Here is a 15060-nt window from a genome sequence, read left to right as displayed (position 1 = left end):
GATATTGCTGTTTACGCTGCTTGATTGAATTAAAAATGGATAAAGTCGAGCTAAATCCCCGTCTGAAAATGTCTTGAATTTTGAATTTTGAATTTTGAATTTTGAATTGTTAAATGTGTAGCTAACCCTACCTAATAAACAGTTTAGGTAGGAACTGTGCTCAACATTTTTGTTCAATAAAATCAATGACTTGATGTAAGCATCTTGGTTTAGTCACAATCAGCACAGTTGAATGAGGTTCCAGTATTGTACTGCCGTTAGGAATCATCAAATCTTCGTGGGGATGAGATTGATAGCCAATAATTAGCGAACCAGTAGGGAATTGTGAATCTTGAGCAATTTCGGCAACGCTACGACCAGCAACATAGCAATTGTTGGGGATGGAAAGTTTCAGAACCTCAATCTGTCCCTGCTCAAAATGCATCATTGATTCTACTTGTGGATACTCAATGGCGTTCACCATTGTTGAAACTGATAGTTCAACAGTACTGACAATATGGTTGGCTCCAGCTATCCGCAATGGTTCGACAAAATCGGGGTGGCGCATTCGGCTCAAAATATGGGTGACGCCGTAGTGTTTAGCAAGAGTTACCATTGCCAAGTTTAAGGCATCACTTCTGAGAACTGCTGCCAAGGAACCGGCTTTGCGAATCCCAGCTTCTAACAATACTTCTGTACTCACAGCACTGCCTTCAAAAGCCATTGCTCCTACTTGTTCGCGGGCGTAGCGGCAAGCGATAGGGTCAATGTCAATTACAGCAACAGTATGCCCTAGTTCTACTAGTTTTTGCGCTAAACTTAAGCCGACTAAGCCTGCTCCACCGATGAGTACGTACATGATTCCTGATATTCTTTGAATTTTTACTTCAGTTTACAGGTTAACAAATTGTCATTTGTCATTTGTCATTTGTCGTTAATTCTGCTCCCTCTGCTTCAGAATAGCTTGCACAGTTATTGGATGTTTTTTTATTTGAAATCCTTTAGCAGCAATGGAAATAACAGAATTATTCGAGGCGGAGGATTTTTAATTGTAATTTTTGAATTGGTATTTTTCGAGTAACTCTTTAACTTGAGCGGACACCAAAGGATGTGGATCTTTTTGTAGCTGGGGGAGGATTTGCAGGAGAACGCGATATGAAACCATATTTAAGTATGCGATCGCAGCTTCTCTGACAAAGCCGGTAGGATGACGCAAACTCACTAGTATCTCAGAACTGGTTAGTCGGATGCGTGTCACTTGAGCATAATGAAAACAGCAAGCTAGACACCAGTCAGAAAGGAAATTACCTAACATCAGCAATCTGTGGAGGCGATCGCTAACTACCATGTTCTCATATTCTACGATCTTGGCTTCGACAAGATATTGCAATTTTTCTGCCTGTGGTCGATTATCTAAAATATTCAGCAATAAAGATTTTGAAGATAAAGTTACGGTATGCTCTAAGATTTCTAAGCCCCGCGCTAAGTTTACCACTGAGAGCGATCGCAGATTAAAGGATGCTGCCTGCATCTTTTCTGGCGAGTAAAGCAGTTTCAGTAATAGTAGCAGCCGCTCTTTCACATCCAATTCCAATTCTAGAAGGGCGCGTTGCAATAATTCCGAGACAATCACAATCCTTTGATTGGATTGATGATTTTCTTTTTTGTCTAGTGTTTGGAAGTCAATATATGCAGCGTAAATTTCACCTAAAAATTTTAATTCCTGCTTAATTAAATTTTCTACCCGACTTTCATAAAATCGATCTACTAAACCTTTAATTCCTGGTTGTTTGTGGATTTTTAGTAAGCTGCGGAGAATATGATCTCTAGTAATACCCCAGGATATTTCCAAGTTTTCCCATAAAGTCTCCAATGCTTGCTGGGTACCTACTTGAGCAATGGTACGCCAAGCATACATCCGCACTACTTCTGGTTTGTAAATATTGGTAGCCAACCGCAACAGCATTTCTAAAGCTTCATTTTCTAGCCGCACTAGGGCTGACATGGCTGTGCTGCGGGTTGATTTGTAATAAAGGGCTGCAATCAGTGCTGAATAGTACTCTTCTAAATGGGTGGCTGAAATCATTTCTAATACGGCACAGCGCACCCGTAATGACTCATCTTGTAATAAATTCGGGATATGAATCCGCAATGCCTGCAAATAAACTGCTTCTCTGAGCGCTCTGACTCCATTCATCCGTTCCCGTTCTTGCTTATGAGTCAGCATCCGGCGCATGGTTTGGGTAGCTGCTACCTTTTGCATGGGCGTTCCCTGGCGTAAGACTAAAGCGGCGGCGGTGGCGCGGATGAGTGAGTTTTGCCTGGGGTGTAAATATTCTTCTAAGAGGCTTAAATTAGGATTTGGTTCAGCCAGCCAAACGTAACGCAGCGCTAAGGCAAAAACTTCGGGGTTCGTTTCTTGAGATTCTTCTAACAGAGGACGGATGGCGGCTAGATAAACCGGATTTACACCTCCCATCAGCATCACTTCCAAACTTTGGCGCTGCAAATCTGGGGTTAACTTCACTAGTAGCGGGGCTAAAACTTCCGCCGCTCCTTGAGAGTCAATTTGAGCTAAAAGTTCAATGCAAGAGCGCTTATCAGCCTCACTACCTTTTTCTGCTAAAGCTTTGACTACACCCTGTTTGAAAAATCGCAAGCCGACATTGCTTGCACTCAAGTGACCCCGCGCTACACTTAAGACTAACAGTTCCACATAGCGCGATCGCAATTCCCAAACTACTTTTAAACAAGTGCCAGCTATCAGCATGGTTTCTGCTACCAACACCCATTTTTGCAGTGATTCGGGTACAAACCGCCCACAAAACAAGATAGTCACAAAAATTAGCGCTCCTGTCAAACCTGTGGCGATCGCTTCGGCGGTTCCGCCAGATAAAGTCTGCATCCGGCTGCGAATTCCCTCTGGAATCGGTTGGTACAGGATGGGGCCGCTACTCATCACAAAGGTGTAGCGCAGAAGTTCATCGCAGAATTTGACAGTTATCAAACCCCAGAAAAAGCTTTGCGATTGCATGGCTGGAATTAAATGCAGCAATACCAGCACTCCTGGGAGTGAAAAGCCGACGGTGATTGGTAAAAGCGTCGCAGTGAAAAATACCCCCATGCGTTCGATGAGTCGGCTGGAAAAAAACCATTGCAACAACAACTCACACAGTCCCAACATCCCACCAAAAAGACCCAAAAAACTCGCAAGTTCTCGGTCGCTCAAATTGGATTGGAGTTCGCGCAGATACTGAAAATCTATTAACAACCCAATAACTTGCAACAGTCCCACAAAAGCAAACAACTGCCAGACGTACCGCTTCAGGGGACTTTTAATGAAACGCTCTCGTGAAACTTGTTGTTCGGGAGCTAGTCTTTGTGGGGTTTCAGGAAAAGCTGCTCGATAATGATGAGTTAAATAGAATAGAATTCCCGATCCTAATAAAATCACCATACAGGCGATGAGGATGATCTTATTCAGCGTGGTGTATTGCACTAGCCAAGGCAAACTAAAGCCACTGATCACATCTGCTACTAAAAGCCCACTACTCACCAGTGGGTAAGTCCGTTTAATCTCCCGAATATTAAATATTTGATTGGCGACAATGGAAGTGTTGAGGTCATTGACCACATAAAGTGCATCTACCCATAGCCGCAGCAGAAATGCCGAAATCACTGCTAGGTAGGAAAAATGCGATCCCCAACGTAATACAACTAATAAAACTAATGGCATCAACATACAAGGTGCGATCGCCACAATTACCCGACGTAAGGGAAAAATCTTTTGCAGCCAAGAGTATAAAAAAACCAGTCCGGCACTCATTGCCGCACTAGCAATGTACATCCACGGCAGTAGATGAGTCCCATATTCATCCAAAAACAGCGCCACCGTACTGTCTTCTGCCCACCGCAATCCTACAGATACAATTGTGTAAAAAAGAAACATTATCTGGGTTCGTTCGCTCTCCTCTGGTCGGAGATTCACCCACTGTAGTAGTCGTGGTAAAGCAACTTTATTTGCAGCCAACCAGTGATTTTTCAGTTCCATGCAGTTTTATTTTCTGGTAGTATCACCGCGCAATGGGCATTGGGCATTGGGCATGGGAAAGAGGACTTGGGGACAAGGAGAATTGGGGACAAGGGGAAAGACTTGTTGGTAGTTCTAAACTTTTGTCACCTTGTCACCTTGTCCCCTCTGCTCCCCTGCCCCTCTGCCTCCTCATCCCCTGGAAATAGCAAAAGTCCTGAGCAACTGAGTATTATGTTTCCCACTCAGGGTTCAGGACTATCGATTTTAGATAAATTTAAACGCTTTCGTAAGACTGCACAGCTAACTGTGCGCCCAAAGCGTATATTGCATTCAAATGAAAGATGAAAAAATCCCCCGACTTCTAGCCAGGGGATTTTCAAACTTGGTCTATTAAACAGTTAGAGAATTATTTTTTAGGCGAGATGAGCATCATCATGTTTCGTCCTTCTTTTTTAGGCGCTTGTTGAAGCTCACCAAAAGGCTCTAAATCCGTTGCCATTCGCTTGAGCAAATCTTCTGCTAGGTCGCTGTGTTGAATTTCTCGACCCCGGAACATCACAGTTGCTTTGACTTTATCGCCATCTTTCAAAAAGCGCTCTGCTTGCTTAACACGCACGTTATAGTCGTGTTCTTCTATTTTGTAGCGCATCTTAACTTCTTTGACATCAGCCGTGTGCTGCTTTTTCCGGGCTTCCCGCGCCTTTTTCTCCTGTTCAAACTTGTATTTCCCGTAGTCCATAATCCGACAAACTGGCGGGTCAGCTTTATCGCTGATTAGCACCAAATCTAGCTCTTTTTCTTCTGCTAGTTGTAGTGCTTCCTGTGGGAGCATAATTCCCAGTTGGGCACCGTCAGTGTCAATGACCCGAATTTTCGGGAAGCGAATTCGTTCGTTAATTTGGGGCAGATCGCGAGTTCTTTTCTTCTCAATCACAGCCATTATGATTAGTGGGAGCTCTTAAATGAAGGATTTAGTGTGGTCTAAATTGCTATGCCTCAGAGGCAAAATACAGAAGTAACTCAGGACTGAAAACATAGTCTCCAGTTCTAGGGTAACTAATCTATAAAATAGTTGCCTCGTTGTATTTGTCATTTTACTCAGTCTGAGAGAATTTCTCTGCAATAGTTAATCTAAATTAGACAACCCAGACTCATATTAAATATTATTACAATTATTTAGCAAGACTTTTTGCGATCGCGTAACCGCCCTTTCCGGTGGCGATCGCATTGAGCAACATCATCAGGACTAGCCCCTGAGCGTTTTCTGAAAGAGAGTCCAGTATTGGTGTTGTGGGCTTTTAGAGAAAGCACGATTTCCCCAAACCCAAATCTTTGATGAAAACCTTGTACATAAACAATAAAGTTCTTTACTGGCAACGCCTGAAACACTGATTATTGCGTTGCCAGTTTTTTGTTAAAGTTCTTTACTGGAGAAGGTGCTAACCGCAATACAATGTGAGCCACGAACAATAAACTTCTTAACTGTCATAAGTTCGTATGTACTAATTGATAAAAGTTGATTTTTATTCTTGGAGAACACTAACCACCAATACGCTTGGGTTAAGGCTAAAACTCGTTGTCAAAGTCAATTTTTTAACGAACCGCCAAGGATGCAAAGAGAAGAAAGAAATGCTTAACTGAACTGTATTGCACTAACCACAGGAGTTAAAGAAAGCGAATTTTTAGTTGCTTGCCTCAGCATCTCAGGATCAATTTAGTGAATTTATAACTTCCAAAGCATCTGCGATCGCTTCCTTGACCAAAGGTAACTTTCTCGTTTCTTTGCGTAGGCTTGCACGACGAACTAGTTGCCACTCTTGAGGAGTAATATTCTCTTGATGAAAAGTATTTGCTGCCCACTGCACTCTTCTCACCGCAAACTCTTCTCTGGTTTCTGTCAACTCATCCAAAACCTTTGCGGTTATAGGTAATCTGTTCAGATGTCTTTTTACCCAAGCGCTTGCAGGATGATCGAGGAAATTAGCGATTGCTGTTCTGCTAATCCAAATTGGTCGATTGACATCTTGCTTCAAGCGCTGTGCAGCAACCTTTACGGCTTCCAGCGTTTCAATATCTCGGTTATTCCAATCCACATATAGAGTGCCATTATTCGTTAGTGGTGGTGGCAGATGCTCCAAAAGCCAATTTTTATCATGTTTGTATAATTGACCATAAATTGCTGGTGCTTTACTTCGCAATTGTGTTCTTCCCGCCTCAGCATTAGCTGCAATTATCTCTAACCATTGCTTACGGCAACTTTCGAGGATATCTGGAGCTTGAATAAATGAAAATACACGAGGCTTAAGTGATGAACATAACTCAGTTGCTCTCGCCTTAGTATTTGGTCGGGGAAAGGTAAGCTTTAGTCTATCTGCTTGACGAAGCACTGTCTTGATTTGAACTCCCAGACGTTGACTGATCGCCTTAATGGTGAGTGATGAGTCTTCCCAGAAAGCTTTTAAGCATTCTTCCCAAACAGAGCCATAAACCTTGATTTTCGAGAATCGAAAGTGATCCTCTGGTGATTGATCGGGGCCTATTCTAGAGTAAACAAAACCACAGCTACAAAAAAATGTACCAGTTGGTTTGCGATTTTCCTGGTTATATGTAATCTGACATTTCTTTATCTGAGGTTTTTTGAAATATTTGCAAACAGGGTTAAGACAGCGCCAAGGAGCATTACCAAATGGTTTTGGTGCTTCTTTTAGCTCAAAAAATTCTTGTACTGTGTATCCTAAGAAGTGGATAAGTAACAAATGGCGTAGTGGGTGGTGAATTCTTTTAGGGAAACGCACTAATTGAGCAAGCCAGTTATCACGAATCTGCTCATCAAGTGGGCATTGCAGGCAATCTAACACTTGGGAAGAGTAGTAATTTTTGAAGAGCCTCAAAAATTCCTGAACACGAATCCTACCTGTGTAAGTAACTAACTCTGGATTAGTTTTTACCAAAGATAGGTATTTTTCATACAAAGCTTCTAAGCCAGGGACGAAGCGGCAATTATTCAGAAGCCAGTTTATGTCTCTAGCAATCTTCAACAGAACTTTGTGACCAGAATTTAAAGGGTCTATTGGACGAGGAGATATTACTTGAGTTGCCTGTTCTAAGGAAACAAATTCAGATATGCGTCTACGATTGTGGGTTAATACACCACTTTTCTCTAAAAAAACTCCATGACTGGAACAGACTTCAACACCAGGTAACTGATGGAGACGATGCCAGTAGCACTCGCCAAACTGCTTCCGATCATCTTCCATACACAATGGACAGAAACGCAAGTGAGAAGGAATTTCAATGAATCCAGCGACAATTCCCAAGCGTGTATGAATTTTTGAGCCATTATCACTGCACATATCCTGCCGAACAAGTTGAAGTCGCTCTACTGGCAGGAAAGGGCTATAAAAGGGTAATAAAGTGTGATTGTCTATGAAATTATCAACTGTGTAAGAATGCCCGGTGGGTAAAGCAGCAACAAATCTGTTCAATCTGCTTGGTAGGTCAACAATTGCGATCGCATTTTTTGTTTGGAATAAATCTCTAACTACTGAAATTTGGCTAGGATAATACACTCTCTCTTGAAAGCGAGCGCAAACACTATATAACAATTCATTTGGGTAAGGGTTAGGAAAGAAGCCAAGCACAGCCCATGTCCTTTGAAAAAATATAAAAATTCGTCTTATCTTATCTTGTCAAACTTTTTAATGGTTAATTATTAAACACAATTTGTATATTGTTGGCATTTGGAAAAAATTATATTTTTATTCAATAATTATAAAAAACTATAAGTTTAGGTATGGCATAGCATATTTCAAGTTTACAAGATACAAAATAACCCACCTGCGCTATCGCGCACTCTTCCCTTATAAAAGGGATAGATGTACTTTATTTACTTACAAAGTGCTGTATAAACTATTTATTTGGCATTTTCCTTAACAAGGGTAGTTTCAAATAACCTACTTGGCGTTCAATTGTCTCCTCACTAACACCAAGATATTGAGCAATTTCTGTAAAACTAAATTCTTGATTTTGCCATAACATTTTCAAAGCATATTCCCAAGGATAACCGTATTTTATTTTATTTGTCACTATTGGTACTTGATGCTTATTAATTCTATTAAAATCTGTTTTTAAAGAGACACAACCACAAATACAGCGAAACTCAGCTACAGTTTTAGTGCTATTACTATAGTCTGTATGTTGGCATTTATCCTTAATTAATAGCCGTTGAAAATATTCACTGCCTCGATTTACACATGGACAATAATCTGTTCCAAAAGGATTATACTCCAAAGAAGTGTTCCAAAAATCTTCCACTGTAGATTCAAAAAAATTAATCGCTAATAAATGACGTAAAGGATTTCTTATTTTTCCATCTAAAATAAATATGTCTATAAGCCATTTACTAGATATACCAAAATCACATTGGAGTATTTTTAGAAGTGAAGGAGAGTAGTACTCTCTAAAATCATTGATAAGTTTAGCTAACGAAGTTTTATCTTTAAAATTAAACTCTCCATATTTTTTGTATAACAGTTTTATATAAATTTTACGTATAGAATCTCCAAAAAAAATGACATCTTGGTGCTTTAAAAGCCAATCAATATTATGAGCTAATTGTATAAAATGTTTAAAATTGACATTTGATAATTTTAAAGAATTATTTATCTTGGTCTTTACTGCTTCTTCTGCTAAAACTAATCCACGGCTGTGATGACCTGATCCTACCTCACTTTTTTGTAGAATAATGCTATGTATTAGACAAATTTCCACTCCAGGAACTTGATGTATGCGATGCCAATAGCATTCACCAAATTGCTTTTTATCTTCTAATATACATTGAGGACAAAAACGTAAATAATTCCGATGTTGCATAAAAATGCCAAACTTGGTTAAAGAAAATTTTGGGTTATTTTGTTTCATAGTGTCTCGAAGCATTTTAATTAAGTATGGTGGATGAAATGCACTATAAAATGACAATAAAGTATGCTCATCAATTAAGCGATCAGCTGTGTAATTATTTTCGGCGGGTAAAGATGTAATCAGATAATCTAACCTAGTAACTAAATATAGATAGACAGAAGAAAAACTTTCTCCAAAAAGGTCTTCGCATACGTGCATATTCTTCTTATAATTCATCCGTTCAGAGTACCGCGCACAAACACTGTAAAATAATTCATCTGGATAAGGATCTGGAAACCAACCAATCATTTTGCTGTATCCTACAATTGGTACTCACTGACAGATTTTATATAACCTGCTTCCTTGAGAGCTTCATAGCATGAAACACCTGTTGAAGCTTTTTTAGCAACTATTTCTGGTAAAGTATGTTTTGAGTCAGTCTGTTTATTACTTGTCCTTGATTTCTGAGTAACCTTAATAGGAACTGAAGTAGAGCTTATCTCTTTTTCTTTTAGTATTTTTGAGTTTGCTAACTCAGATAATTCATGTGAGGGTTCAGTTTGCTTAATTTCCTCTGATGGACTACTCTCTGAATCAGATTGATCTTCACCAATAACACTAGATGAATCTTCATTTGCTAAATGCTCTATTCCTTCTTCTATAAAAGGTTCGAGATCAATTGGCTTAACATCCTCACAATCCATGAGCAGTCTCAGTTTTTTGTCGGTATCTTTCTCTTTCAAGGCATTCAGAACTTTTGTTGCAGTACGAAGACAATCTTTAGCAACTGATTTGATGATTGAAGCTGTAATTCTCTCTTTACCACTCGATACAGCTCGCACTTGCGCCAGCATATAAATCTTGGCAGCAAAATCTGTAATTCCTTGGCATTCGTAATAAAGTGTGTGGCTTAATTCTGGTGTCAGTGGAGAAGCTATTTGTACATATTGGTATCGCCAGAGAGATTTGACAAAAGTTTGCCAAGTTTCGTCCTCTTCCATTGTGTCCCAAACAAAATCTCCTTGACCTGTTCCCCGCCGTATCTGGCGAAACTCACTGCTTAAAACAGACCAAGCTTTATAAGTTCCCACCAAAATAACTGGCAGCCCAATGGTGTTGATTAATTGTACAAAAAAGTTGAGCATTTTTTGGCAGCCACCACTTTTAGCTAAACTAAGATTTTGGATTTCATCAATTACAAGCATTCCCAGTGACTGGATTGATGCGACACGCGCCATATTAGGAATCATGTCATCTACGGTTTGGCGTCCTTTGGTATAGCGTGTGTAGTATTGTGTTCCCAATAGGTCATCAACCGCTTGAAAAAAGTTGATACAAAGACCTTTGATTGAACCGTCATGAGGACAGTCAAGTTTTAGCCAGACTATTTGTCTTAAATTCAAGTTTTTATTAAGATAACAGCTGTGATTAATAATTTGCGGATAAAGCAGCAATATTTCTTCTACTCCGGTACTCTTGCCAATACCACTAAGCCCAATGATTGTCATGCTCTTTGCTGTTGAGCGTGGGGATCTAGGTACGAATCCATTGGGGTCAATTAAATCCAGTGAACGCTTAGTGTTTTGCCAAAATTCTGGCAATATAGGATTTCTAGCTTGATAGCCTAACCTAATAATGCGCGAAATTCTCTGTTCTAAATCAATGTGAATACCAAGGGGTGTAAAAAATTCTAGAGTATCTTGGATATGATGAAGGCGTAAGTGAGCAGGCTGATTACGCATATCTTCACTGTAGTGTGGAAACTTAGCTAGGCCCTTTGCTGCCTCTAATTTCGTCAGAATTTTTGGTAAAGCTTCAATAAGTGGATTACCACGATATTTGGAAACTTCTGGATCGGAATATATTGCATTAATCTTTTGCCCTGTGAATACTAAAAATGGAGGTTTGTACACTTTATTATCGGTCATTTCTCCACATTCCCTCGATAACTTCATTTAACATTTCAGTTTCTTTTGGTACTGGTATATAACCTTCATCAGCATCTTGATACTGATTATTAACTTGCATTGGAAGCGCTGTTTCTAGTTGATCAGCAGTCTTTTCAGGTCTTAAATCACGAGCATTTTTATCTTGTTCATAATGTTTTTCAGCTTTCCGATGATTTTTTGTTCCTTTAATAAGAGACTGTTTAGACTTACCTTGACGAGCTTTTTCGGTTTTTTCTGTTGCATCCGTTTTATACCGATCTAGAAAAGCATTTAAATCAGCTTTCGCCTGTCTTTGATTGGGTTGATTATCTTGTTGTGCAAAGTTCTGTTCAGCAAAGTGATCCATAATTTCCTCTAGGTTGCAGTCTAAAAAGGTTTTTGAAACAGGAAGCATCTCACAAACTTCCATACCTTTCCCACCATCAACAAGCATATAGATCACCAAAGGCTTTCGAGGATCGTAGACAACTGGAACTTTCCAACTACCTTGAATTCCAGCCTTTATAAACCACTGCTCTCTCGTAGCAGATTCACAAGTGTAACGCAGGCGATTATGTAAATTAACCCCTTTGGCTCGGAAGCAAATCCCATAGCGAGTAACGGTAGCATCTGCTCTGTGCAAAAGATTTAAACGAATAATTTCAGGTGTCTCCTGACGAGGACGACCGTAATTACGGATTCCCCATTCCCACAACTCTAATGGAAAAGGTTCCACATGATCTTCAATCATGTGCTTTGTCATAGGATACTCATTTAAACGGTGGTAATTATTGTAGTAAAGGATGAGTTTGATCATAATTACTCGAAATTCATCGAGGGTATAACTAGCATCCAGTCGATAATCTTGATCACCTCTTTCCCTTGGCTTATACACTGCTCCTGGTTGAAAATGAATAACCTCATCATTAATTAAGCGGAACATCCTCTCCACACAAGGCTTCCAGTCAGGGCGATATGGCGGTGTGGGTGAGATTTCTATTCCAAGACTTTTAAGTGCTTGTCTAGCGTTACTGCTCAAGTATTCGCTACCACGGTCATTTTGAATTAATTTACAAAGATGGTTACAATGCCAATCTTCTGTTGTAATCGTGATACCAAATTCCTGACAAAACTTTACTTTATCTGTAGTTGCATTTTCTAGAGCCAAAGATGCCCCTAACCAACTCGGCCCTTCAAGGGTCGCACTAAATCCTACAATGCTTCGGGAAAATATATCTACAATTAAGTAGAGAACAGGTCGTCCAATTATGCGACTTCTATCTAAAGAACTAACTAAGTAAATATCAGCTATTGTAGAATCAATTTGCCAAAGCGCACCTGGAAAAAGAGCCATGTCGGTTGAGTTACCCAGTACCTCTCGGTAGCCGAGGTTAAATTTACGCTCACCTTCACGAGATATGAGTGATTTTTTAAGATCGCGGTCTTTATAATACCAATATTGAAACTGTCTCAAAGTAGGACATTGTTCTGGAGGGAAAAAGAGAGGAACTTCATATCCATCTTTTACTTTTATTTTTATAGAGAAAAACTCCTCAAGCATTTTCTGGTGAGCATCTTTGAGCGAGAATCTCTTCTTTTCATGATATTTTTTGGCACTTTTAACGATAATTAGCCGTTTTTCTTCATTTATATTAATACCAGGAGGTTCATCTTTTAACTTAGTTCTTTTACTAGGAGCGCCTAGTTTTTTAGTGCTATTACGGTTTTTCCCTTTTCCTCCACAATGATCGTAATTAGGCAGAAGGGCATTTAGTTTTTGTCCTTTTTGCCAGTAGGAGCGTAATAATTGGTAAATTGTTGGCTTATTACTTCCTGTCAGTTCTATTGCCTGCCTAACTAGTAAACCTCGCTCATAAGGAAAGAACGCTTTATATCCACTTTCAATAATTAAAGCGATTTTGTTCCACGCATTATCTCTAAAATTACGGTGGGTTTCAGGAATTAAATCTTCAGGACGATATAGATATGCATAGGGATCGGTATCTAGAATAGAAGCTTTTTGTTCAACTAATGCTGCTTCAATTTCTTCGATTCTCTGTAAAACTGGAAATGCTTTAGAATTATTCAGCTCAATTGTGACTATATCTGTTCCAGATGGGTCAATCCAGAGTAATCTGATAATGGTAAAAAGATTACCATCCTCATTCTGTAGTTCAATTAGCATATTCTCATATAAATTCATTTAGCAACTCTTATTTGTTTCATATTTAAGGGAAGGAGTAGCCAAAAGTGTCAATTTATTCCTGAACTGATCTTGTAGTGGCTGGTTCATATCGATTAGCCATTTCCGATTAGCGATTAGATGACGAGCAACTGCAAGGCTACTGCCTGGTTCCAAGGCAAGTCGTTCATCGCATTGAGCTGCTAAATCACTTAATGAAACGTCTCCCTGAATTACACCTTTAGCAAGTACGGCTGTAATTTGTCTAATGTTAAGTTCTGAAAGAGGTGAAAGGTTTTGAATAAAAAAGTAGTTGTGTAAAAATCCAATATTTTTGGCCAACACCTCTGGAATATCTTGTTCAGTAACTATGCCCCAGCTAATTTTCCGGGACTCCCAATAACGACGTTCAATTTCAAACTTTTCCAGAACTCGCGAATTTTGTAATTCCCGTGAAAGCTTAACTGTTCTAGCTTGATCCATAATTCCTATACCTGTAGTTCCTGGAATAGTTACAACGAAGTCTGTGGTCATCACGTTAGGTTCCCCAGTCTTGGGATTGACTGGGTGCTTGTAACCACACTGTTTAGCAATATCTAAGGTTTCTTCGAGTTCTAAAGGAAACTGCTCTCGGATATCAATGACGATAGGTGACCATTCGAGCGCGTAAAAATAATGAAACTCACTCATGCTAAACAAGTGGTATTCTCTTTGAGTTTTCCAGCCCAAGCCTTGGACAGAAAAACCTTGAGATGGGAAGTCCATTATCCAAATTGCTGGTTTGTAATCAAGACCCCGGTCTTGACCACAGCCTTCATCTAGGCGCTTGTTAACGTCTTTCCGGTTTCTTTTGCTACTACGCTGAGGCATCTGCATGAGAAAGCTTTAGAATATGCACTTTAATACGTATATTCTAAATTCAGAAGTTGCACAAAAATGCGTACATTCTAAACAAAAAATTTAAATTTGGTTACAATTTATTTAGCTGTGTAAACTGGGCGCTAGCTCTTATCATTGAGACAAAGTATATGTAAGTTTTTTGAGAGTGAGGGCGGCTAATGCCAAAAGGAAGTAAACGAGTTAAAGGAGTCCCAGAACTACAGGACGAACTAAAAACACGAGTGAACCTCTCCCTGACTCCCACAGCTATAGCTAACCTGGATGTCATGGCTATTGAAAGAGGAATATCAAAATCGGAGTTGGTAGAACGAATTGCCCGACGACAAATACCTTTAAATGATTACCGCGACCCTTTAAGAGATGCTTCAGTAGCAGCTCTGGTAGAACGTGTGATTCAAGAATTACCTCCGCTTGATATAACTATTTCCAAAGTAAAATTTATTCCATTCAATAATCGAGAAAAATTGCCTAACTCTCCGGGAGCATATTTAATAACTAATTGGCAATATGAATATATTGATTCTACTAATGATCTGAAAGAAAGATTAATGAATGAAGAGGTTAGAAAATCTTTACAAGAAATGTTTAAAGATAAAGAAGATAATATCTTATTGTTTTGGATTGAGTGTAATGATGCCAGATTAATTAACGTTCTTCAAAAAGAAATCAGAAGTGTATTTAGGGGTATTAGAGAATATATAATATCCCAATCTTTGTCTAGAAAATTGCAGAAAAAAGATTTTGTTCAAACTAATGAAAATCTCTCTAATGATTTGTATACTTATATCAACCATATAGCTAGCACTGGTAAGAAAATAAAGCTGTCAATTTAGCAAACGATATTACAAAAAATCTGTAATGCCGATATCAATAATTTTCATATTTTTGATATCTTCGTAATGTCTGCTCAATTGATTTCAGCGCTGATTGAATATCTGCACTCAGCGCATCTGCCTCAACTTTAATTACAGACACACCCTTCCCAATTTCCGTCAGAGATTTTTTGATAGTTCTAATTCGTCCCAAAGCTGTGCGGATTTGCTGAATCTGTTGTTCAACAGCAGTCACATCCAGTTCTGATTCAAAGGTACGCAATTTATTTAACCTTTGCTGGATCACTAAAAAGCGGATAGCAATGA

11 protein-coding genes are annotated in these 15060 nt (G+C 39.2%); 1 reads left to right on the top strand and 10 read right to left on the bottom strand.

The genetic code is table 11. From position 1 onward, the window contains the following. Nucleotides 1–160 precede the first annotated feature (160 nt). The 9 genes from RMY64_RS35600 to RMY64_RS35560 form a co-directional block, all read right to left on the bottom strand. Complete coding sequence (locus RMY64_RS35600; protein ID WP_322673181.1) at nucleotides 161–838, bottom strand: TrkA family potassium uptake protein; 678 nt, start codon at nucleotides 836–838, stop codon at nucleotides 161–163. 186 nt (nucleotides 839–1024) lie between these two features. Further along, on the bottom strand, nucleotides 1025–4030 hold the full coding sequence (locus RMY64_RS35595) for an MFS transporter (RefSeq protein ID WP_322702555.1): 3006 nt from the start codon (nucleotides 4028–4030) through the stop codon (nucleotides 1025–1027). 388 nt (nucleotides 4031–4418) lie between these two features. Then, the gene (gene infC / locus RMY64_RS35590; RefSeq protein ID WP_322673183.1) at nucleotides 4419–4952 is read right to left on the bottom strand and encodes a translation initiation factor IF-3; all 534 of its coding nucleotides are present in this window, start codon (nucleotides 4950–4952) and stop codon (nucleotides 4419–4421) included. 236 nt (nucleotides 4953–5188) lie between these two features. Beyond that, nucleotides 5189–5401, bottom strand: coding sequence for a hypothetical protein (locus RMY64_RS35585; RefSeq protein ID WP_322702554.1), 213 nt, complete (start codon nucleotides 5399–5401; stop codon nucleotides 5189–5191). 320 nt (nucleotides 5402–5721) lie between these two features. Further along, nucleotides 5722–7653 carry a TnsD family transposase gene (locus tag RMY64_RS35580; RefSeq protein ID WP_322702553.1) on the bottom strand — a complete coding sequence of 644 codons (1932 nt, stop codon included), beginning with the start codon at nucleotides 7651–7653 and terminating at the stop codon, nucleotides 5722–5724. A gap of 268 nt (nucleotides 7654–7921) precedes the next feature. Further along, nucleotides 7922–9220, bottom strand: a complete 1299-nt coding sequence (locus tag RMY64_RS35575; RefSeq protein ID WP_322702552.1) for a TnsD family Tn7-like transposition protein — start codon at nucleotides 9218–9220, stop codon at nucleotides 7922–7924. 11 nt (nucleotides 9221–9231) lie between these two features. After that, nucleotides 9232–10839 carry an ATP-binding protein gene (locus RMY64_RS35570; protein ID WP_322702551.1) on the bottom strand — a complete coding sequence of 536 codons (1608 nt, stop codon included), beginning with the start codon at nucleotides 10837–10839 and terminating at the stop codon, nucleotides 9232–9234. Then, nucleotides 10829–13042: a transposase family protein gene (locus RMY64_RS35565; protein WP_322702550.1), complete on the bottom strand. Its 2214-nt coding sequence runs from the start codon at nucleotides 13040–13042 to the stop codon at nucleotides 10829–10831. The genes RMY64_RS35570 and RMY64_RS35565 overlap by 11 nt, the downstream gene beginning before the upstream one ends. Continuing rightward, nucleotides 13043–13891: a TnsA endonuclease C-terminal domain-containing protein gene (locus tag RMY64_RS35560; RefSeq protein ID WP_322702549.1), complete on the bottom strand. Its 849-nt coding sequence runs from the start codon at nucleotides 13889–13891 to the stop codon at nucleotides 13043–13045. It lies immediately after the preceding gene. Nucleotides 13892–14079: 188 nt separating this feature from the next. On the opposite strand from RMY64_RS35560, the gene RMY64_RS35555 reads away from it, so the two are divergent. Beyond that, nucleotides 14080–14754, top strand: a complete 675-nt coding sequence (locus RMY64_RS35555; protein WP_322702548.1) for a CopG family transcriptional regulator — start codon at nucleotides 14080–14082, stop codon at nucleotides 14752–14754. A gap of 34 nt (nucleotides 14755–14788) precedes the next feature. Here the strand turns inward: RMY64_RS35555 and RMY64_RS35550 are convergent. Further along, nucleotides 14789–15060: hypothetical protein (locus RMY64_RS35550; protein ID WP_322702547.1), on the bottom strand; the 272-nt coding region annotated here is incomplete at its 5' end.

Source organism: Nostoc sp. DedQUE08, from assembly GCF_034530895.1.
In the GTDB taxonomy this organism is placed as follows: Bacteria; Cyanobacteriota; Cyanobacteriia; order Cyanobacteriales; family Nostocaceae; genus Nostoc.
The sequence above is the reverse complement of the archived record's forward strand: the minus strand, read 5'-3'. Positions and strand labels throughout refer to the sequence as shown.